Source organism: Tissierella simiarum, from assembly GCF_018917865.1.
GTDB lineage: Bacteria > Bacillota > Clostridia > Tissierellales > Tissierellaceae > Tissierella_C > Tissierella_C simiarum.
Map to the genome: position 1 here is coordinate 137,109 of NZ_JAHLPM010000010.1, position 21,933 is coordinate 159,041.

The following is a 21,933-nucleotide window of genomic DNA, read 5'->3' on the forward strand; positions in this document are numbered from 1 at the left end:
ATTCCTCCTTAACTTAAAATGTCTTTCTTAGGGTTTCTCCTGCTCTTAAACTATTTCTCATACCTTGCACAAGGTTGTCTATCTTTTCTAGTTCAATTAAAAGTTCTTTTTCCTCCTCATTGGTTTCTAAAACTTTACTAATGCCACCATTCTTAATTACCATTCTTTTGTCTGCAATTAATGCTAAAGTAGGATCGTGAGTAGCCATTAAAACAATTTTCTCCTTACTTACTAATAGTTCCAACGCTTTTTTTCTATCTATCCCTGCATTTTCTATTTCATCTATCAGCACTATAGGAGACGAACTTAAGATAGCAGTATCTGCAATCATTAAAGCCCTAGATTGTCCACCACTTAAGCTAGTAATAGGCGTGTTTAAGTCAAATTTTTCTCCTGCTAGATTATTGGAAGCTTCTATTATTTTTTCTATTACTCCTTCTACATCTTCTACTAATCTACTAGCTGCATGAAGTTCTAAAAATTCTCTAACGGTTAAATCCATTACAAAGTTCATATTCTGTGAAAGCTGTGCCACTAACTTATTATTTGATGAAAACCTCCATTTTTTATCAGGAACTTCTCCATTTATTAAAATACTTCTTCCTGTCGGTGTATCCCCTTGAGCCGCCCATTCTATGTCTGCTAAAAGTCTAGATTTCCCTGATCCTGTAGGTCCAACTATAGAAATGATTTCAGATCTATTTATAGTTATTTCTTTAAACCCTTCTTTATTTCCACTTTTATCAGTACCAGCTATTATAGTTAAGGATTCTATACCACTTTCTTCTTTGATTCCTAAAAAGGCTGCCATTTGAGTAATATACTCAATAAGACCTTCCATTAACTTCTCCTTATCAATAGCCCAGTCTTCAATATCTTCTTCAGAAAAATGATTCAAATATTCTGTGAAAGTATATTCTTTAAAATTATCTATATCCAATTTATTTTCTATAAAATAATTAATTACAAAGGGATACTTTTCTTCTAATTCTCTTATGGTTAATTTATTTAATATATCTTTATTGTTCATCTTCATCACCTAATTTCATTTTTCTTACATTTCCCATTTGATAAGCTTCTCCTATTCTAGTTTCTCCTAGGCAATAGGAACATAATGCTGAAGGCATTGGGAATTTTAATTCCATCCCTTGAACAGTTTCAACGTTTAAGTTCTCATCATATAAAATAGTGCTTAGTTCATAAGCTCCCTGTCCTGTAAGTCCATTTATATGCATTGTCATTGCCTTGGGATTTACAGAGTTTACTTTAGAAGCAAAGACCTCTCTTTCTGCTTGAGAAACTATATCTCCTTTAGTAATCACTACAATATCTGCTGATTTTAACATAGGTCCAATCTTCTTAGGCGTATTTATACCACTTAAATTGTCTATAACGCAAACTCCTGTTATGTTTTTAATATAAGGTGAACATCTATTACAAAGACCTGCACTTTCCGTTATCAATATATCTAAACCTATTTTCCTTCCCCATTGTACTACCTCTTCTATATTACTTACAAAAAAGTGATCGGGACATAATGCTCCTGATAAACCTTTTTTTACAGGTATTCCTGCTTTTTCATATAAAATATCATCATCTGTATGAAGGCAGTCAAATTTAACTACTCCCACAGAAATCTTTCTTTGCTTTAATGCCTCTATAGTTTTAAGTATAATTGAGGTCTTCCCCGAAGAAGGAGGACCAGAAAAAGTTATTAAGTTCATTTATTAACCCTCCTAAATAGACTCATTAAACAATCGTTCACATTCTTTAATTAAATTACCTATATCATTACTATTTATATAATCCCAACCTAACCACATAAATTTTTTCTCTTTATCAAGATTATTATTTACATCTGGATTAGTACTTGGAAATCGTCCATTATGAGATAGGATCTCTCCTACTTCTTTAGAAGCAAAAAAGTCTACAAAAGGTTTTGTCTTATCCTTCTTACTCTTTTTAGTTAGCAGGAATATAGGACTTATAATTGCTCCATCTGAAGGCCAGACTGCTGTCATTGGTCCATTTTCTTTTACCATTTTAGTAAAGAAATAAGGCATTATTGTTATAGCTGGTCTATCCACTCTCTTCATATGAGATTTCACCATTTCAGAAGGATGCATACTTTTAAGTAAGCTTTTACCTAGTCTTTTAATGCCATCTTCTCCATGGTTCTTATATATATTTAATAAAATAGCATTGAATAAATCAAAATCACTAATAGGCAAACTTACTCTATTTTCAAACTCAGGTTTTAAAATATCCTCCCAACTTCTTGGCATCTCACTATCCTTTAATTCTTCTTTATTTATAAGAAATACTGCTGGTACTACTCCTATAATAGAATATTGACTGTCTGGATCCCTAAGGTTTATTTCTTTATTCTGAAAATCTCTATTTAGTTCTTGAAAGTTTGTTATATCCTCAAAAACACCTTTAGATTTAAACTTTCCCATCAACTTTTTATCAAAAAATAGATCAAAACCAGCAGATATAAATATATCTGATAAGCAGTCTTCATTTTCTGCCTTTTCTACAGCATTTTTAATCCAGTCAATTCCGCTAGAAGCAGCCTTTAATTCATAATCTACAGTAAAATCAAATTTATCTTGTTCTTCTTCCATCCATTTGTTAAAGTTCTCCATTAAAGGGATTCTAACAGGACAAGGTAGTACTCCGTCTATTCTAATATCTGCAGCTTTACTCCTTTTTAATGTTGAAAGAGACTCATCAGTTAAACTTCTATTTTCTTTTATTACTTCTATTAGTTTATTTATAAATAAATCTGTATTTATTTTTTTACTCATTAAGGCCATTTCTAAAGAAAGTGTCTTTCCTAAAGTTCTTCTCATTTCTTCATTTTTCATTTGTTCAAATCCGCTGGAAACAAATATATCTAAAGTCTCTGGATATTTTTTAGTTATATCATATAGGGAATCCTTTATATTAAAATATGTGTTCACTCTTATTCCTCCTTAAATACCATATCTTCAATTGATATTTTAGTACTTTTGAATTAAAATTTCCGTAACAATGGTTACCAAATGTCTAATAATTTTTTCAATTAAAAAACACCTAAAAATTGTATTAGGTGTTTTTTAATCTATAAACTATATATTTTTATTAAACTCTATGCTGCAAACTGGCTATTATAAAGATCTGCATAAAAACCACCTTGTCTCATAAGTTCGTCATGATTTCCTTTTTCTATAATACTTCCCTCATTCATAACCAATATTAAATCGGCATTACGAATAGTTGACAATCTATGGGCAATGACAAAGCTGGTTCTTCCTTTCATAAGTTCATTCATAGCTCTTTGAATAAGAAGTTCTGTTCTAGTATCTACACTACTGGTTGCCTCATCAAGAATCAAAATTTTAGGATCAGCAAGTAATGCACGAGCAATGGTTAAAAGTTGTTTTTGTCCTTGAGAAATATTAGAAGCTTCTTCATTTAAGATTGTATTATATCCATCTGGAAGAGTTCTAATAAAGTGATCTGCTTGAGCAGCCTTTGCTGCCTGAACAATTTCTTCATCAGTAGCTCCTTTTCTACCATAAGCAATATTATCTTTTATAGTTCCATTGAATAACCAAGTATCTTGAAGAACCATACCGAAGATGTTTCTCAAATCTCCTCGCCTTAGTTCTCTAATATCAACGCCATCAATTGTAATTGCTCCATCATCTATTTCATAAAATCTCATTAATAAGTTAACAAGAGTAGTCTTACCTGCTCCTGTTGGTCCTACAATAGCTATAGTTTCTCCTGGTTTTACATCTATATTCATATCCTTAATTAAAGTAACGTCTTTCTTATAACCAAAATCAACTTTATCAAATTTTACTCTACCTTTAGGTTCCTCTATTACTTTGGCATTATGAGGGTCAGGAATCTCTTCTGTTTCATCTAAAAGCTCGAATACTCTTTCTGCTGAAGCAATGGTAGATTGAATAACATTAGCAATGTCTGCTGTCTGCACTATTGGCTGAGTAAACTGCCTTGAATATTGAATAAAAGCTTGAACATCTCCTATAGTTATTCTTCTTTTAGTAACAAATATTCCTCCAACAACACATACAAATATATAGCCAATGTTGTTGATAAAACTCATTAATGGCATTATAACACCAGAAATAAATTGAGCCTTCCAGCTTGAATCATATAGCTGCTCATTTATCTTATTAAATTTATCTATAGATCTATTTTCATGCCCAAAAGCTTTTACTATTTCATGCCCTGTGTACATTTCTTCTATATGACCATTAAGTTCTCCTAAAGAAGATTGCTGACCTTTAAAATATTTCTGTGAGCGGGAAGCTACTGATTTTGTTACAAGAACACTAAGAGGTATTGTAACAAAACATATTAAAGTCATTACTGGACTAATAGATAACATCATAATAATTATACCAACTAAAGTTACTACCGCCGAGATAAGCTGAGTAATGCTTTGTTGTAAAGTCGAACTAATATTATCAACATCATTAGTAACGCGGCTTAAAATCTCTCCAGTAGTATGGGAATCAAAGAATTTAAGGGGTAGCCTAGAAAGCTTGTCGTTTACGTCTTTTCTTAAAACATAAACTATTTTCTGGGAAATACCTGCCATAATAAATTGCTGTATATATGCAAATATAGCACTAATAACATAAAGTCCAGCCAAAATAATTAGTATATAACCTATATATTCAAAATCAACTTTTGCTCCAGGTACACCTTGAAATTTCATCATCATACCTTCTAAAAGTTTTGTAGTTGCCTTTCCCATAACCCTAGGACTAAGGATACTAAAGATTGTACTAAGAACAGCAGTTAGAAATACAGTAAATATTTTAAACTTATGTGGTGCTAAATATTTAAGAAGCCTTCTTAAGGTTCCCTTAAAATCCTTTGCTTTTTCTACAGGCATAGACATACGGGGACCTCCATGTCTTGGTCCTCCTGATCTATTTTTAGTTCTCCGTTCTTCACTCATGCTATTTCCTCCTCTGACAGCTGTGAAGATACTATTTCACTATATACTTCACAGGTATTTAAAAGGTCTTCATGTTTCCCAATACCTACAATTTTTCCTTCATCTAAAACTATAATCCTATCTGCATCCATAACTGTACTAACTCTTTGTGCAACTATTATTACTGTGGAACTTATAGTTTCATCTTTAAGGGCTTCTCTAAGTTTAGCATCTGTTTTAAAATCAAGAGCTGAAAAACTATCATCAAATATATAAATTTCTGGTTTTCTAACTAAAGCACGAGCAATGGAAAGTCTCTGTTTCTGTCCTCCTGAAACATTAGTACCTCCTTGGGCTATATAGGAATCAAAACCATCCTTCATATTGGAAATAAATTCTGTAGCTTGAGCTACTTCAGCTGCATGTTTAACTTCCTCATCTGTAGCATCTTCTTTACCATATCTAATATTTTCCGAAATAGTTCCTGTAAATAAAACTGCCTTTTGAGGAACAAATCCAATTTTTGCTCTTAAAGTTTTCTGACTAATTTCACGAATATCAGTATTGTTTACTAATATACTACCACTGTCAATATCATAGAATCTAGGGATAAGACTTATTAATGAAGTTTTACCAGATCCTGTACCGCCAATTATTGCAGTAGTTTCGCCTGGCCCTGCACTAAAAGAAATATTACTTAAAGCTGGTTTTTCTGCACCAGGATAACTAAAAGTAACATCCTTAAATTCTATAAATCCTCTCTTTTCACTAGCTTCCTTTGTTTTTTCTTTATCATTAATTTCTGGAATAATTTCCAGTACTTCATTAACTCTTGTTGCAGAAGCTGAAGCTCGAGGTATCATAATAAACATCATAGAAACCATAATTAGAGAAAACATTATTTGCATAACGTATTGAATAAATGCCATTAAATCTCCTACCTGCATAGTCCCCATATCAATTTGTTTACTGCCATACCAAACAACAGCAATAGTTGTAAAGTTAAGAACAATATTCATAAGGGGCATTAATATAGCCATTATCCGGCCTACTTTAATTGCTGTATCTGTAAGATCCTTATTTGATTCATTAAATCGTTTCTTTTCATGATCAATACGGTCAAAAGCACGTATTACTCTAATTCCTGTAAGTTCTTCACGTAAAACGAGGTTTACTCTATCTATTTTCTCTTGAATTAGTTTAAATAAAGGAAATCCTTTTTTAGCAACAATAGATATAGCTAATATTAATATAGGTATTACGAATACAATTATCATTGATAATTGTCTATTCTTTGATACCGCCATGATAATACCACCAATACACATCATCGGTGCTCTAACCATCATCCTAAGCATCATTACCATTACTTGCTGGACTTGAGTAATATCATTAGTAGTTCTAGTAATTAGTGAAGAAGTACCTATTTTATCAAATTCATTAAGAGAAAAACCTTCAACATGAGAAAATATCTTTTGACGAAGATCTTTACCAAAACCCATAGCTGTTTTGGATGATAAAAGACTAGCAAATACTATACTGATAGCGGAAAAAGCTGCAACTATAAGCATGATCCCGCCTATTTTCAGAATATAATTTGTATCACCTTTAACAATTCCATTGTTAACAATATCTGACATTAAATTAGGTAAATACAACTCGGATAAAGCGTTAAAAAAGGTAAGTATTAAAACACCAGCAACATATTTTTTATAGGGTTTTAAATACTTAAAAAGTTTAATCATAAATTATCATCTCCAATTCCTTAAATATACTATTTATTTTTCACCATTTAAATACTTGGTTGTTTATCATTTGCTGTAAGGAGATTATTTTTCATTTGCATTAACAATCTTCTAAGAATTACCTTTTCTTCTACTGTAAAGTTTCCAAAACACTCTTCTTCAACGTTCTTCATTATTTTATTTACTTTCTCATATACTTCCTTTCCCTGTTCAGTAATATAAACTCTAGATACTCTTTGATCTTCTGCATCCTGTCTACGTTCTACTAAATTTGCTTTCTCCATTCTTTTTAGCATTACGGTTATAGTGGCAGGTTTTAAATTCAATTTATTAGCCAGCTCCTTTTGGCTCTGACCATCTTCCTTACTTAAAACAAAAAGCATGGGTGGCTGTCCTGGATAAACTCCTACTTCATCAAGAAGTACATGAGTGCAATAATAATGAAGCCTCAGTATTTCTAAAAATATATGATATAAAGAATCTTTGTCTACACAATCCATATTTATCCTCCTATTTAGTTAGTCGTCTAAACATATAGACTATTTTAACATCAAGATATACCATAGTCAATATTTAATTATCTATATAATAAATTTATTTTACTTAAGTTAGCCTACTAACTACTATTATAAAAAAGGCTTCTATTGAAACATTGGTACATTGAAGAAGCCTTTTTTGAAACCCATTACGTAAAGTTTAAATTAAGGAAAAACAGGACTTTCCTATGGGTTATAAAAAAATCAATAGAAATATATTTCTATTGATTTTTTACTCACTTTTATTCTTGTAAATCTTCTGCATAATAAGAGCTTCTAACTAATGGTGCTGAAGCTACTCTCTTAAAGCCCATGGCTAGGGCAACATCCTTATAATAATCAAACTTCTCTGGTGTTATGTATTCTACTACCTTTATATGCTTTGTAGTAGGTTGAAGATATTGACCTAAAGTTAGCATATCACAGTTTACTTCCAAAAGTCTCTTCATTACATTGATTACTTGTTCTTCTGTTTCTCCCAATCCAAGCATAATTCCCGATTTAGTTTTCATATTTGGTTTTCTTATCTTTACGTACTCTAATAGCTCAATAGACCTTTCAAAGACTGCCATAGGCCTAACCTTCTTGTAGAGTTCAGGTACAGTTTCTACATTATGATTTAATATGTTTGGTTCTGAATCTATTATTAGATCTAAAAGTTTTTTATTTCCTTGCATATCAGGTATAAGAAGTTCTATGGATACCTTCGGTGCAGCTTTTCTTATTTCTTCTACTACTTTTACAAACTGCATTGCCCCTTGGTCAGGAAGATCATCCCTTGTTACAGAGGTTATTACAGCATGTCTTAATCCCAGTTTTGCTACGGCCTTTGCAACATTTTCAGGTTCTTTAGGATTTACTTCGTCAGGTACACCTCTTATCACATTACAAAATGTACAGTTTCTTGTACAATTTCTACCAAGTATCATAAAAGTTGCCGTTCCCCTTTTATAACATTCCATTCTATTTGGACAATTTGCTTCATCACACACAGTATTTAACGAAAGATCAGAAATCAATGATTCTACTTTATTTGTCTGGATTCCACTTTGCATTCTTATCTTTATCCAATCTGGTTTTTTCATTTATATTCTCCCCCTATAAATTTGTATTATATATGTCCATCAAGCCTTGCATAAACTCAGTTTTTGAAAGGCCCTTAATATATCTATCTATATTTATTTCTTTAATGGCAAATTCAATATCCTCAATATTATGTTTTATTCCTATTAGTTTAAGCTCTAAATCGTTGATATTCTTCTCTCCAAAGAAATCTCCATAAATAGATATATCCTTAATTACACCATTTTCTATATTTAAACTATACTCCACTACACCACAAGGATATTTAACAATGTTTTCACAAGTATATACCGGAGATTCTCCATAATTCCATTCCCAGGCTTCAAATCTTTCCTTCATTATTTTCTCGATTTTCTCAATATCCCTACGATTAAATGTATATATTTTTTCAATGTTATTTGATTTAATTATATAGTTCTTCAAATACTCTCTAAATTCTAGCAAGTCCATCTTTGTCTCCATATATGGAAGAATATTTGTAACTCTTGAACTTACAGACTTGACACTCTTGTCCTTAAATTTCACAGCTTTACTCTTTAATGCTTGGGAAAGCTTTGTCATATCGCAATCATACAGGATGGTTCCATGATGAAGCAGCTTATTCTTTTGAAAATATTGAGCATTTCCTGAAAACTTCTTACCATCTATTGTAATATCATTTCTTCCATTAAATGTTGCATCTATACCTAAGGATTTAAGCGCATGTATAACTGGTAAAGCAAATTTCTCAAAACCATTTTTAATACATTGATTAGAAGTATTTCTAAAAGTTATAAATGTAAAATTCATATTACCTAAGTCGTTGAATACTGTCCCCCCACCTGAAAGTCTTCTTACCACATCTATATTATTAGCTTTTACGTAATCCAAGTTTATTTCTGATATTGTGTTTTGATTTCTTCCTATTAATATGGATGGTCTATTAATCCAAAGCATGGATATTTCTTCATTAAATTCATTAATTAAATATTCTTCTGCAGCATGATTGAAAAATGGATTGTTGCTATTATTAATTACATATATCATTTCTTTTACCTCCCGTGATATATCGTTTTATCCTGTTATATCTTTATTTACTTTTACTTAGTATAGTGCAAATGTTTATAATATCCTCTGATGAAAAAGTTTTTTGGAACTTCTTTTTTACCTTTTTAAAATAGGAGAATCTGACCATAGAATGACTTTCTATCTCTTTTATATACCCTCTGCTGAATCTCTTCTTATTCTTAGATACAGCCTCAAATATCATAATAATAGAACAAGCATGTATAACTTTTTTTAACTTAAGAGCGTCTTCCAATAAAAAAGTGGTTTCATTATGAAAAAAATTATCAATAAAGTTCATTAACTTACTTACAATTTTATCTAAGAAATACTTATCTCCTAACTGAGAAAATAAAGTCATATGACTATTTTTTAAATCTTCCTCTATATCCTGTAAATCATCTATTATTTGAAGAAACACACCATATCCAAACATAAAATCAGCTTCTTCTTCTTCCAAATCACCTCTAACAAGATAAGCATCCGCTAAAACAGAAGTACCACCTTTCTCAAAAGTAATCCCTATAATATCTTTTTCATAGGGAATGGTTTTTTCTTTTTGCTGTATAAGACTTTGCTCTTGGGCTTTATGAATAGCTAAAAGACTATAAAATACCTTTGGATAGATGACTCTTGAAAATTCCCCTTCTATTTTTTTAACAAGACTGTATATATGTTCTTCGTTAATATTTGAAGGATTTTTTTCTTCCCCTAACAACCACTTTCTAAATTTATTGTTAAATTCCACCTTTTCTTTCAATGAAATATTAGGGTCATCTAAATAATTATCACTATATGGGTATAGCATGCTATACGAAAATATTGAAGGCGTTAATTGAACTTTCATGTTATACAATATTTGTATACTATTCATAATCCACACATTTCTAATAGCTTGAAATGTATCATATATATCCATTTTAGGGTCAAATTCTTTTACTTCTTTTATAAATTCTTCGGTAATTTTTGCATATCCATTTTCAATAAAAAAGTCGATAATACTGTCTTCATAGCCTGAAATATTAAACTCTAGATCCTTTATTAAACTAAATACTTCTTTTCTCCAATTCTCTTCTTTCTCTTTACCTTTAGGTATTTGCTGTAAAGTTTTAAAAAGACCTTTTCTAAATCTTTCTATTTTCTTTTCATTTCTTAGTTTATCAGAAAAACTAACTTTTTCTTGTAACTTAGGAAATTCGGGTTTTGTATTCCACCAGAAAGATAAGTGTTTAACCTTTAAATCTTCAAACAATTTATCTATACCTTCCATTAATATATCACCAGCCATTAATATATTTCTACTAATTTTCTATAATAACATTCATAAACTGGCTTTTATACAAACGATAATAAGCTCCTCTTTTGATCATCAGTTCATTATGACTGCCGCTTTCCACTATCTTACCTCCATCAATTACCATAATTATATCTGCATCTTTAATAGTACTAAGTCTATGGGCAATTATAAAAGTCGTTCGATTTTTCATAAGTTTAACCATAGCCTCTTGTATTTTAAATTCTGTTCTTGTATCAACACTAGATGTAGCTTCATCCAATATGAGTATAGATGGATTAGCTAAAATAGCTCTAGAAATAGCTAAAAGTTGTCTTTCACCTTGACTTAAATTTAATCCCCCTTCTCCAAGTACAGTATCATATCCTTTTGGCATCTTTTTAATAAATTCATCTGCTCTAGCCATTGTTGCAGCCCTTTCTATCTCTTCATCAGAGGCTTCTAATCTGCCATACCTAATGTTTTCTTTTACAGTACCAGAAAAAAGATAAGTATCTTGTAAAACCATTCCAAAACACTTTCTTAAACTGTCTCTCGAATATTCTCTTATATCTTTTCCGTCTATTAGGATTTCTCCTTCTGTTATTTCGTAAAATCTTGTAAGTAAATTGACAATAGTCGTTTTCCCTGCTCCTGTTGGTCCTACTAAGGCAATATTGCTTCCTGCTTCTACCTTAAAACTTATATGTTCCAAAATAGGAAAATCAGGATTATAGCCAAAAGTAACTTTATTAAAGACAACTTCTCCTTTTACATTTTCTAATTCTCTAGCATCTTTTAAATCTTCTATTTCTTCCTCTTCGTCCAAGATTTCAAATACCCTTTCCGCTCCTGCTAATCCTGATTGGATGGTATTAAAAGTATTAGCTAACTCATTTAATGGTCTTGAAAATTGTCTTGAATAACTTAAAAAACTGGCTATTACTCCTACAGTAATCATATCCTTTACAGCCAAAATTCCACCTAACACTGCAACTACTCCAAACCCTATATTGTTAATTACATTCATTAAAGGCATTATATATCCAGACCATATTTGTGCCTTTATACCAACCTCGCATAAACCTGAATTTATATCATGGAATTTTTCAATTACCTTATCTTCATTATTAAAAGCTTTCACTACTTGAATACCCGATATGGATTCTTCAATATGACCATTTAGATTACCAAGAATACTTTGTTGTTCCTTAAATAATACCTTAGTTCTTTTAGCTACGTTCCTTGTCATTAATAAAACCATAGGTATAGTTACCATACTAGCAATGGTAAGTATTCTACTTAATATAAGCATCATAATAAAGGAACCTAAAATATTAATGGCACTCGACATAAGCTGTACAGTAGATTGAGATATGGTAGTGCTTACATTATCTATATCATTGGACAATCTACTCATTATTTCCCCATGGGTATGAACATCGAAAAAAGATATAGGTAAATTTTGAAGCTTAGCAAAAAGAGTTTCTCGTAAATTAAAGACTATTCTTTGGGATATTCCAGCCATAATCCAGTCTTGTAAAAAGCTCATAAGACTATCCATTATATAAACAACAGTAAGAATTCCAATAATTATTCCCAATCCTTTAAAATTCACAGCCATTTTACCAAGATACATAGTATCAATGGCTTTTCCAATAAAATAGGGTACCAATAACCCCAACCCAGAACTTATTAATATTAATAAAAAAACTATGAATAATAATTTCTTCTCACTTCTAAAGTAAGACCATAATCTATTTAGAGTTTCTTTAAGATTTTTTGGTTTTATAACAGGCATTACACTTCTAGGGCCTCTTAAACCACTAATGCCAGTTACTCCTTTATTGCCAGATTGTCTGGGTTCCATTTTTAAGCTCCTCCCTTCCTATCTGAGAATAAAATATATCTTGATAGATTTCACATTCTTTCATAAGTTCTTTATGATTTCCCATGCCTACTATAGATCCTTTATCCAATACCAATATCTTATCTGCCTCCATGACAGATGTAATACGTTGAGCAATCAATATAAATGTAGTATCTTTTAAATATTCTTTTAACCCTTTCCTTATTTTTCCTTCTGTAACTACGTCTACAGCACTGGTGCTATCATCAAATATAAGTATTTTAGGTTTCCTTATCAAAGCTCTGGCAATAGAAATTCTCTGTTTTTGTCCTCCAGATAAGTTTACTCCACCTTGCCCTAATTCGGTATTATATCCTTCTTGAAAAGACAATATAAAATCATGGGCTTGAGATATTTTTGCGACTCTTTCTACATCGTCTAAACTAGCCTCGTCATTTCCCCATTTTATATTTTCTAGAATTGTACCTGTAAATAAAAGGACTTTCTGAGGAACCATAGCTATTATCTCTCTCAATTTTTTTGAATCTAAATCTTTTATATTAATTCCATCAATTTTTATAGAACCTTCCGTTACATCGTAAAAACGTGGTATTAAGTTGATAAGAGTCGTCTTTCCAGCTCCTGTGGAACCAATGATAGCCAAAGTTTCTCCTGGTTTACATGAAAAACTTATATCTTTAAGAATTGGTTTATCTTTATTAAAATAAGAAAAAGATACATTTTCAAAATCTATTCTTCCCTCAACGTTTTCTAATTTTATAGGAAATTCTTTTAGTTGTAAATTATTTTCTTCTAAGAAAACTTCTCCTATACGCTCTGCAGAAGCTCTTGCTCTAATAAACATTGTGAATACCCTGGATAATATCATTAAAGAAAAAAGAATCTGAGTCATATAATTGGTAAAAGCAATAACTTGACCAACTTGTATATCTCCACTATTTACCTTATATCCGCCAAACCATAAAATCAATACTATACCTATATTTACTATAAAAGATATCCCAGGATTAAAAATTGCCATAGTTCTCGCACCTTTAATGGATACTTCGGTTAATTCATTATTTACTTTTTCAAAGCGATCTATCTCATAATCAAATCGATTAAAAGCCTTCACAACCCTTATGCCCGCTAAATACTCTCTAATTACACCATTTACTTCATCCAATGCTCTTTGTATTTTAGTAAAAATAGGGTAGCTTACTTTCATGTTTATAAATATTAAAATTCCGATTATAGGGATTACCCCTATGAGTATTAAGGCCATCCTCGGATTAATAATAGTAGCCATGATAATACTTCCAATACATAGAATTGGAGCTTTAACAAAAATTCTCATCATCCCATGGGCAAAGTTTTGTACTTGGTTTACATCATTAGTTAATCTAGTTATGAGAGAAGCATCCTGAAATAAGTTAATATTGTCAAAAGAAAGGCTTTGTATCTTTTTATAAAGATCTTCTCGAAGTTCACTACCAAACTTTTGAGAAACCCTACTTGATACTATATTCCTTGCTATAGCGAAAGTAGCCCCTATTGCTGTAATTAAAAGCATCATACTGCCTAGACGTAGAACATAGTCTATGTCTCTTCCTTTTACTCCTTTATCTACTATACGTGACATTATAGTTGGCTGTAGAAGATCACATGTAGCTTCAACCGTTAAAAATACAAAAGCCAATATATATTGTTTCCAGTATTTTTTCATATACTTTTTTAAATAGCCCATATAAATTCAACTCCTACTCCAAATAATTACAAGAACTTTATGTTTCTTTATATATTTACTTTATGTCTTAGTTCTCCAATTATATTATTTTCCCCTTTATAAATTTTCAATTTAATATCCTAGTTGCTTTCCAACTATAATTATCTTTATCCTTCCTTTAATAAACTGTCCTTTAATTACAACAAAGTCATTACATATTCGATTTGGACTACTACAGTCTACACAATAGCCTACTTTAGTACAGGGTGTATCTTTATTTAATCTTTTGGCATCAATAGGTGCAGCATAGCTTCTTACTCTTCTTTCTGCTTCTTCTATATCTTTTACAACTTTATTTATTCCAGCTACTATAATAACTTGTTTAGGACCATATATCATAGGGGCTACTCTGCTTCCATTTCCATCTATATTATATAATTCACCTTTTTCTGTTATTGCATTGGTACTAGAAATAAAAGTATCAGCAGAGAAGTTTTTAATATATATCTCTCTTTTCTCTTCTTTTGTGATTCCTTCTTCATATTTATCTAAAAAAACAAACTCGCCTTCCCTAAGAAAATCAATAACCCCCGTTTCAAAAAGAGTCATGGAATCTCCTACTCCTACTATGGAATTTGCAGGGATAAATTCCTTTAATTTTTCCATTAACTCCTCTTCATCCTTAACATAATAACCTTCCATATTACCATTATTTAAATTATTAATAGTTCTCTGAACTTGCTTTTCAATATACCATGAAACATTTTTATCCACTTTCATTCCTCCATTCAAATAAGAAAATCTCCTTATAAACCATTATATTATTATAATCCCATATATACAAAGATAAAATCACACATCATTATTATTCTCCTTTTTTTAAGATAATTTGACGAATTTTGTATTTTGGTGTATTAATATTATATAATGGACAAGTATGGATATCTCCATAAATAATTTTAAGGGATGTGAAAACATGAATAAAAAGCTTATTAGAATTATGGCCTTAGGAGTAATAGCAATAGGTATTTTTTGGTCAATTAAAAATATTGCTGTAAATTTATTAAATGGAACTATATGGGCTGAATCTGTGAAAAAAGTAGAGGATACTCCTGTAAATAATGTAGAAAATGTAAAAACAGATGTAAAAGTTGATTATTTAAAAGATACTACATATACAGACAAAGATGGAAAAGTTGTAATAAAAAATACAGATGATATCTTGGTTTTAGTAAATAAAGAAAGAAATCTTCCTTCCGATTATAAACCAAAAGATTTAGTAGTTCCTAATGTAAGATTTTCTTTTGACGAAAAAATAGAAAAAAGACATATGAGAGAAGAAGCTGCAAAGGCATTGGAAGAATTATTTAATCATGCAGAAGAAGATGGAATTATGTTATATGCTGTATCGGGATATAGATCCTATAAAACACAAAAGATGTTGTTTGACAATAAAGTAAAAAAAGTAGGAATTGAAGAAGCTAATAAATTAGTAGCAGCCCCAGGTCAAAGTGAACATCAGACAGGTCTTGCTATAGATGTATCTTGTAAGGAAACGAATTTTGCTTTAGAGGAAAACTTTGGACAAACTGTTGAAGGAAAATGGTTAAAGAATAATGCTCATAAATTTGGATTTATAATACGTTATCCAAAAGAATACGTAAGCATAACAGGCTACAGTTATGAACCTTGGCATATTAGATATGTGGGAAAAGAAGTAGCAACAGAAATCTTTGAAAAAAATATTACTTTAGAAGAATTTCTAGGAGATAAATAATATATTATTTTATGAGTGTTTATATGATTTAACTTGTCCTATAAAATAATATAAATCTTTAAATAATTATAAAAATTTATATTGACACATTATATTAACCCTGATACAATTAAAACAATTTAATAAATGTCTTATCAAGAGCGGTGGAGGGAAAGGCCCTATGAAACCCAGCAACCAGCATACTTTTTATATATGCCCGGTGCTAAATCCTGCAGCATATGCTGAAAGATAAGGAAAAGATTACAAAACCTCTTTCAGCAAGAGGTTTTTTTATTTAATAAATATCTTATCAAGAGAGGCGGAGGGAAAGGCCCTATGAAACCTCGGCAACCTTCAAATTAAATGAATTTGAAAAGGTGCCAATTCCTACCTATGGTTGAACCGACCTAAGGGCAGATGAGAGAATACGTATGTATTACATGAATACAACCTTCTTTCATCATAACTATATGGAGAAAGGAGGTTGTATTTTTTTATAAGCTGATTTCCATACATGATTTTAAAAAATAAAAATGAAAGGAAGATGTTTATATGACTATAGAAAATTTAAAGTTTGATACATTACAAGTACATGCAGGTCAAGAACCTGATATTAACACAGGAGCAAGGGCAGTTCCTATATACCAAACTACATCATACGTTTTTAATAGTGTTGAACATGGTGCAAACCTATTTTCTTTAAAAGAGGAAGGAAATATTTATACTAGAATTATGAACCCTACTTCAGATGTCTTTGAACAAAGAGTAGCAGCCCTCGAAGGAGGTATTGGAGCTCTTGCCGTAGCTTCAGGATCAGCTGCTATTACTTATTCAATAATAAATATAGCAGGAACAGGAGATGAGATTGTTTCATCAAGTACATTATATGGAGGTACTTATAATCTTTTCTCCAATACACTTCCTAAACTAGGCATAAGGACTATTTTTGTAGACTCTGATGATCCAGAGAACTTTAGAGAAGCTATAAGTGATAAAACCAAAGCTATTTATATTGAAACTATAGGTAATCCAGGAATAAATTTGATTGATATTGAAGCCGTAGCTAATATTGCCCACGAAAATGGAATTCCATTAATTGTAGATAATACTTTTGGAACACCATACCTTATTAAACCCATAGAATTTGGTGCAGATATAGTAGTCCATTCTGCTACAAAGTTTATAGGTGGTCATGGGACTTCAATAGGAGGGGTAATAGTAGATTCGGGTAAGTTTAATTGGGAAGGAAACAATAGGTTTCCGGACTTTAATAAATCAGACCCTAGCTATCATGGTCTTATTTATTCTAGAGATATAGGAGCCGCAGCTTATATTACAAAAATGAGAGTGCAGCTTTTAAGAGATACCGGTGCTGCTCTTAGCCCCTTTAATTCATTTCTATTTCTTCAAGGACTTGAAACTCTTTCTCTAAGAATAGAAAAACATGTATCAAATGCAAAAAAAATCTCTGAATTCCTTCAAAGACACCCTTTTGTATCTTGGGTAAACTATCCAAGCTTAAAGGGAAATAAATATTATGATTTAGCACAAAAATATTTTCCCAAAGGGGCAGGTTCTATATTTACCTTTGGAATAAAAGGTGGAATAGAAGAAGGTAAAAAATTTATTGAGAATCTAGAAATCTTCTCTCACCTTGCTAATGTTGCAGATGCTAAGTCTTTAGTTATACATCCAGCTAGTACCACGCATGCTCAATTAACAGAAGAAGAGCAGAAATTAGCAGGAGTCACTCCTGACATGATAAGACTATCTATTGGAATTGAAGATGTTGATGATTTAATCTATGATATTGAACAGGCAATCACAAAGGCAGTATCCAAAGTTTCAGTTTAGTAAAATACTTTTATTTTTATTAAATATAGGAAGTTCATATATTAGTAATTTATTAAGGAGGTAAGAGATGCATATTAAAGAACTGTTTGAAGAGAAAGAAGTAGTTTTTTCTTTCGAAATCTTTCCTCCAAAGGTTACTTCATCAATAGAAACTATTTATGATACTTTGGAGTCCTTGAAAGATTTAAAACCAGATTATATTAGTGTAACATATGGAGCAGGAGGAAATATTAGTGACAATAGAACCTGTGAAATATCCTCCCTTATTAAAAATAAATATAATATTGAACCATTAGCTCATTTAACTTGTATAAATTCTAATAAAAAAACTATTAATAATATTTTAGAAAGGCTAAATGAACAGGGTATAGAAAACATATTGGCTCTTAGAGGAGACATACCAAGAAAAAGTTCTACTATAGGAGACTTTAACAATGCCCATGAACTTATCGAACATATAAATAAAAAAGACAATTTTGGAATAGCAGCTGCTTGCTATCCAGAAGGACATATTGATAGCAGCAGTTTAAAACAAGATATTGAAGCTTTAAAAATGAAGATAGAAGCAGGGGCAGACTATTTAATTTCACAATTATTTTTTGATAACAATTATTTTTACAACCTTCTAAATCTTATGGAACAAAAAGGGTTAAACATACCTATTCAAGCTGGTATAATGCCTGTAACAAATAAGAAACAGATTGAAAGGATAGTTTCTCTTTGTGGAGCTACTGTTCCACCAAAATTTATAAAGATAATGAATAAATATGAACATGATAAAGAAGCACTAAGGGAAGCAGGCATAGCTTATGCATTAGAGCAAATAATAGACTTAGTATCTTCAGAAGTAAAGGGAATTCATCTTTATACTATGAATAATCCTTATATAGCCAGGAAGATAAGTAACAATATAAGCTACGTATTAAGCTCTGTAAATAGAAAAAAGTCAATTTAATATGTTAAAGATTCAATATTAATTAGTTAAAGTAGGTTAAATCTACTGTATAAATATTTCAGGTTTAGTCTTAATATTACGAGGTGAATAATGAACTATGTTATATATTAATAAAAAAGAAGTATTAAGATATTTAGGCTATAAAAATCAAATATTAGATCAAACTACGAAAATTTTAATAGAAGAATGTATAGATGAAATTAGACATTTGGTTTCAAAAAGATATATCTATAGGATTCTTGATATATCCAGGAAAGAAAGTAAAATAATCCTAAGCCAATACATTTTAGAATTGGAAGGGAAAGATATTAATAGGCATTTAGAAGGAGCAGAAAGTTGTGTTTTAATGGCAGTAACTCTAGGAAATTATGTAGATACTAGAATAAGATATTATGAAAAATTTGATATGACTAAGGCATTAATACTAGATGCTTGCGCTACTACAGCTGTAGAACAAGTCTGTGATGAAGCTTGTGAGGAAATAGAATCTAAAGTGAATCAGCAGGGTAAAAAACTAACACCTAGATATAGTCCTGGCTATGGAGATCTACCTATAGAAATACAACAGAAATTTATATCTATTCTAGAAGCAGATAAAACTATAGGACTTACTACTTCATCTCATAATATTTTAATACCAAGAAAATCTGTTACAGCAATAATGGGAATTGTAGATGAAAATCAAAAAATAGAAAAAAGAACTTGTTTAAATTGTAATAAATTTTCTGATTGCATTGCTAGGAAAGAAGGTGTTTCATGTGGAAATTAAAACCTACTTAGAAAGAAATGTCCTAATTTTTGATGGTGCTATGGGGACTATGCTTCAAAATATGGGATTAAAATTAGGTGAACTTCCTGAAATTTTAAATATAATATCACCAGAAAAAATAATAGAAATTCATAAAAAATACATTGATGCAGGTGCAAAAGTTATTACTACAAATACTTTTGGTGCTAATGAAATAAAACTTAAAAACAGTAATTTCACTGTAGAGGAAATCATTGATGCAGGATTAAAAAATGCCAAGGAAGCTATTAAAGATAAAAATTGTTTTATAGCTTTAGATATAGGACCTATTGGTGAATTATTAGAACCTATGGGAACTTTATCCTTTGAAAAAGCCTATGAGATTTTTAAAAGACAAATCATTCAAGGAGTAAAAAGTGAAGCTGATTTAATATTAATAGAAACAATGACAGATTTATATGAAGCAAAAGCTGCTGTACTTGCAGCTAAGGAAAATTCAAATCTACCTGTATTTTGCACCATGAGCTTTGAGGAAAATAAAAGAACATTTACAGGCTGTAGTGCTGCTTCTATGGTTATGGTTTTGCAAGGATTAGGAGTAGATGCTCTTGGAGTAAATTGTTCACTAGGACCTAAAGAGCTAGAGTCTATTATAGATGAAGTATTAGAAATAGCTAAAATTCCAGTAATGGTACAGCCAAATGCAGGATTGCCTAGACTCTGTAATGGAAATACTATATTTGATTTTTCTCCTGAAGAATTTGGAGATTATGGACAAAAATTTGTAAAGAAGGGAATTAAAATAATTGGAGGATGTTGTGGCACTACTGATGCTCATATAAAAAGCTTAGTTAAAAATCTAGAAAACATACAGGTAAAGAATTTAAATTATAAATCTATACGCGGCATTTGTACTCCTACTAGAACAGTATTTATTGATGAAGTAAAAGTAATAGGTGAGAGAATCAATCCAACAGGTAAAAAATTATTTAAAGAGGCTTTAAAAAATGGAAATATGGATTATATATTAAGAGAAGCCATAGCTCAAGTAGAAGCTGGAGCAGATATATTAGATATAAATGTAGGTTTACCAGAAATAAACGAAGAAGAAATGATGATTAAAGTTATAAAGGAAATTCAATCCATATTAGATGTCCCTCTTCAAATAGATTCTAATGATCCTAAAGTTATAGAAAGTGGTTTGAGAGTTTATAACGGCAAGGCTATAGTAAACTCAGTAAATGGAGAGGATAAGCATCTAGAACAGATTTTACCCCTAGTAAAAAAATACGGAGGGGCAATTGTAGGCTTAACTTTAGATGATAAAGGTATACCTTCCAATGCAGAAGAAAGATTTAAAATAGCAGAAAAAATAGTTAATACGGCACAACAATATGGCATAGATAAATCGGATATTTATATAGATTGTTTAACATTAACAGCAGCTGCTCAACAAGAAAATGTGAAAGAAACTTTAAAAGCCATCTTAATGGTAAAGGAAAATTTAAATGTAAAAACTGTACTAGGCGTATCTAATGTATCTTTTGGGTTGCCAAATAGAGGTTTATTAAATAGAACTTTTCTAGCTGCTAGTCTTGCTGCGGGACTTGATTTACCTATAATCAACCCTATTGATCAGGATATGATGGATACAATAAAAGCATCTAAGGTTTTATTAAACACAGATAAAGGAGCTACAGACTACTTAAAGTCTTATAATAATAAAGACTATAAAATCCCTAAAGTTGAAGAATTTAAAAAAGAAAGTTTATCCAATATAATAGAAAAGGGATTAAGAGAAGAAGCTAAAGATGCTACTATAAAATTGTTAGAACAAAAAGACCCTTTACTCATTGTTAATCAAGATATAGTATCTGCTTTAGACTTAGTAGGAGAAAAATATGAGAAAGGATATATATTTCTTCCTCAACTAATACAATCAGCAGAAACAGTAAAGGAATCCTTAGAAGTTATAAAAAATAGATTAAGTAAAGATTCATTCTCCCAAATTTCTAAAGGCAAAATAATACTAGCTACAGTAAAAGGAGATATTCATGATATTGGTAAGAATATAGTTAAAGTGTTACTTGAGAACTATGGATTTCAAGTCATTGACTTGGGAAAAGATGTTCCAAAAGAAAAAATAGTAGAAGAAGCTATTAAACATAATGTTAAGTTAATAGGACTTAGTTCCTTGATGACTACTACAGTAAAAAATATGGAGGAAACAATAAAAGCCTTGAAAGAAGTTAATTCCAACTTTGAAGTTATGGTAGGGGGAGCTGTATTAAACAAAGATTATGCTGATATGATTTGTGCAGACTATTATGCTAGAGATGCAAAAGAGGCAGTTACCATTGCAAAAAAAATCTTTGGATAAGTTTTTCAAAAAATTAAAATT

Annotated in this window: 17 protein-coding genes and 2 riboswitches; of the genes, 5 read left to right on the plus strand and 12 right to left on the minus strand. The window is 30.7% G+C overall.

The features are described 5' to 3' along the window. Positions 1-13: 13 nt before the first annotated feature. From KQI42_RS12770 to KQI42_RS12825, 12 genes are all read right to left on the minus strand, one after another. Positions 14-1,030, minus strand: coding sequence for an ATP-binding cassette domain-containing protein (locus tag KQI42_RS12770; RefSeq protein ID WP_216520346.1), 1,017 nt, complete (start codon positions 1,028-1,030; stop codon positions 14-16). Then, a complete protein-coding gene (locus KQI42_RS12775; protein WP_216520348.1) occupies positions 1,020-1,724 on the minus strand; it encodes a GTP-binding protein in 705 nt (234 codons plus the stop codon). Before KQI42_RS12775 ends, KQI42_RS12770 begins: the two co-directional genes overlap by 11 nt. Positions 1,725-1,736: 12 nt before the next feature. Continuing rightward, complete coding sequence (locus tag KQI42_RS21000; protein WP_216520351.1) at positions 1,737-2,966, minus strand: ABC transporter substrate-binding protein; 1,230 nt, start codon at positions 2,964-2,966, stop codon at positions 1,737-1,739. Positions 2,967-3,133: 167 nt separating this feature from the next. Beyond that, entirely contained in the window at positions 3,134-4,984 is a 1,851-nt protein-coding gene (locus tag KQI42_RS12785) for an ABC transporter ATP-binding protein (RefSeq protein WP_216520353.1), read from the minus strand. Then, positions 4,981-6,708 carry an ABC transporter ATP-binding protein gene (locus tag KQI42_RS12790; RefSeq protein ID WP_216520355.1) on the minus strand — a complete coding sequence of 576 codons (1,728 nt, stop codon included), beginning with the start codon at positions 6,706-6,708 and terminating at the stop codon, positions 4,981-4,983. The genes KQI42_RS12785 and KQI42_RS12790 overlap by 4 nt, the downstream gene beginning before the upstream one ends. Positions 6,709-6,755: 47 nt before the next feature. Further along, on the minus strand, positions 6,756-7,208 hold the full coding sequence (locus KQI42_RS12795) for a MarR family winged helix-turn-helix transcriptional regulator (RefSeq protein WP_216520357.1): 453 nt from the start codon (positions 7,206-7,208) through the stop codon (positions 6,756-6,758). A 278-nt stretch (positions 7,209-7,486) separates the two neighbouring features. After that, positions 7,487-8,329 carry a lipoyl synthase gene (gene lipA, locus KQI42_RS12800; protein WP_216520359.1) on the minus strand — a complete coding sequence of 281 codons (843 nt, stop codon included), beginning with the start codon at positions 8,327-8,329 and terminating at the stop codon, positions 7,487-7,489. 13 nt (positions 8,330-8,342) lie between these two features. Further along, entirely contained in the window at positions 8,343-9,353 is a 1,011-nt protein-coding gene (gene lplA, locus KQI42_RS12805; protein ID WP_216520361.1) for a lipoate--protein ligase, read from the minus strand. Positions 9,354-9,396: 43 nt separating this feature from the next. After that, positions 9,397-10,659: a hypothetical protein gene (locus KQI42_RS12810; RefSeq protein WP_216520363.1), complete on the minus strand. Its 1,263-nt coding sequence runs from the start codon at positions 10,657-10,659 to the stop codon at positions 9,397-9,399. Between the two features lie 13 nt (positions 10,660-10,672). Further along, positions 10,673-12,514 (minus strand): ABC transporter ATP-binding protein, encoded by a 1,842-nt coding sequence (locus KQI42_RS12815; RefSeq protein ID WP_216520365.1) that lies wholly within the window; start codon positions 12,512-12,514, stop codon positions 10,673-10,675. Further along, entirely contained in the window at positions 12,489-14,240 is a 1,752-nt protein-coding gene (locus KQI42_RS12820; protein ID WP_246566477.1) for an ABC transporter ATP-binding protein, read from the minus strand. The genes KQI42_RS12815 and KQI42_RS12820 overlap by 26 nt, the downstream gene beginning before the upstream one ends. A gap of 111 nt (positions 14,241-14,351) precedes the next feature. Beyond that, positions 14,352-14,993, minus strand: coding sequence for an LUD domain-containing protein (locus tag KQI42_RS12825; protein ID WP_216520367.1), 642 nt, complete (start codon positions 14,991-14,993; stop codon positions 14,352-14,354). A 202-nt stretch (positions 14,994-15,195) separates the two neighbouring features. Here KQI42_RS12825 and KQI42_RS12830 point away from each other — a divergent pair, with 202 nt between their 5' ends. The 5 genes from KQI42_RS12830 to KQI42_RS12850 all read left to right on the plus strand — a co-directional run bounded on the left by KQI42_RS12830 (position 15,196) and on the right by KQI42_RS12850 (position 21,912). Beyond that, positions 15,196-15,996, plus strand: a complete 801-nt coding sequence (locus KQI42_RS12830; RefSeq protein ID WP_216520369.1) for a M15 family metallopeptidase — start codon at positions 15,196-15,198, stop codon at positions 15,994-15,996. Positions 15,997-16,124: 128 nt separating this feature from the next. Next, positions 16,125-16,231: riboswitch (SAM riboswitch) on the plus strand. Between the two features lie 48 nt (positions 16,232-16,279). Further along, positions 16,280-16,399: riboswitch (SAM riboswitch) on the plus strand. 128 nt (positions 16,400-16,527) lie between these two features. Further along, positions 16,528-17,829: a homocysteine synthase gene (locus KQI42_RS12835; RefSeq protein ID WP_216520371.1), complete on the plus strand. Its 1,302-nt coding sequence runs from the start codon at positions 16,528-16,530 to the stop codon at positions 17,827-17,829. A 67-nt stretch (positions 17,830-17,896) separates the two neighbouring features. Continuing rightward, positions 17,897-18,784 carry a methylenetetrahydrofolate reductase [NAD(P)H] gene (gene metF, locus KQI42_RS12840; RefSeq protein ID WP_216520373.1) on the plus strand — a complete coding sequence of 296 codons (888 nt, stop codon included), beginning with the start codon at positions 17,897-17,899 and terminating at the stop codon, positions 18,782-18,784. Between the two features lie 97 nt (positions 18,785-18,881). Beyond that, on the plus strand, positions 18,882-19,553 hold the full coding sequence (locus KQI42_RS12845; protein WP_216520375.1) for a methionine synthase: 672 nt from the start codon (positions 18,882-18,884) through the stop codon (positions 19,551-19,553). Next, positions 19,543-21,912: a homocysteine S-methyltransferase family protein gene (locus tag KQI42_RS12850; RefSeq protein WP_343231689.1), complete on the plus strand. Its 2,370-nt coding sequence runs from the start codon at positions 19,543-19,545 to the stop codon at positions 21,910-21,912. Before KQI42_RS12845 ends, KQI42_RS12850 begins: the two co-directional genes overlap by 11 nt. Positions 21,913-21,933: the final 21 nt, after the last annotated feature.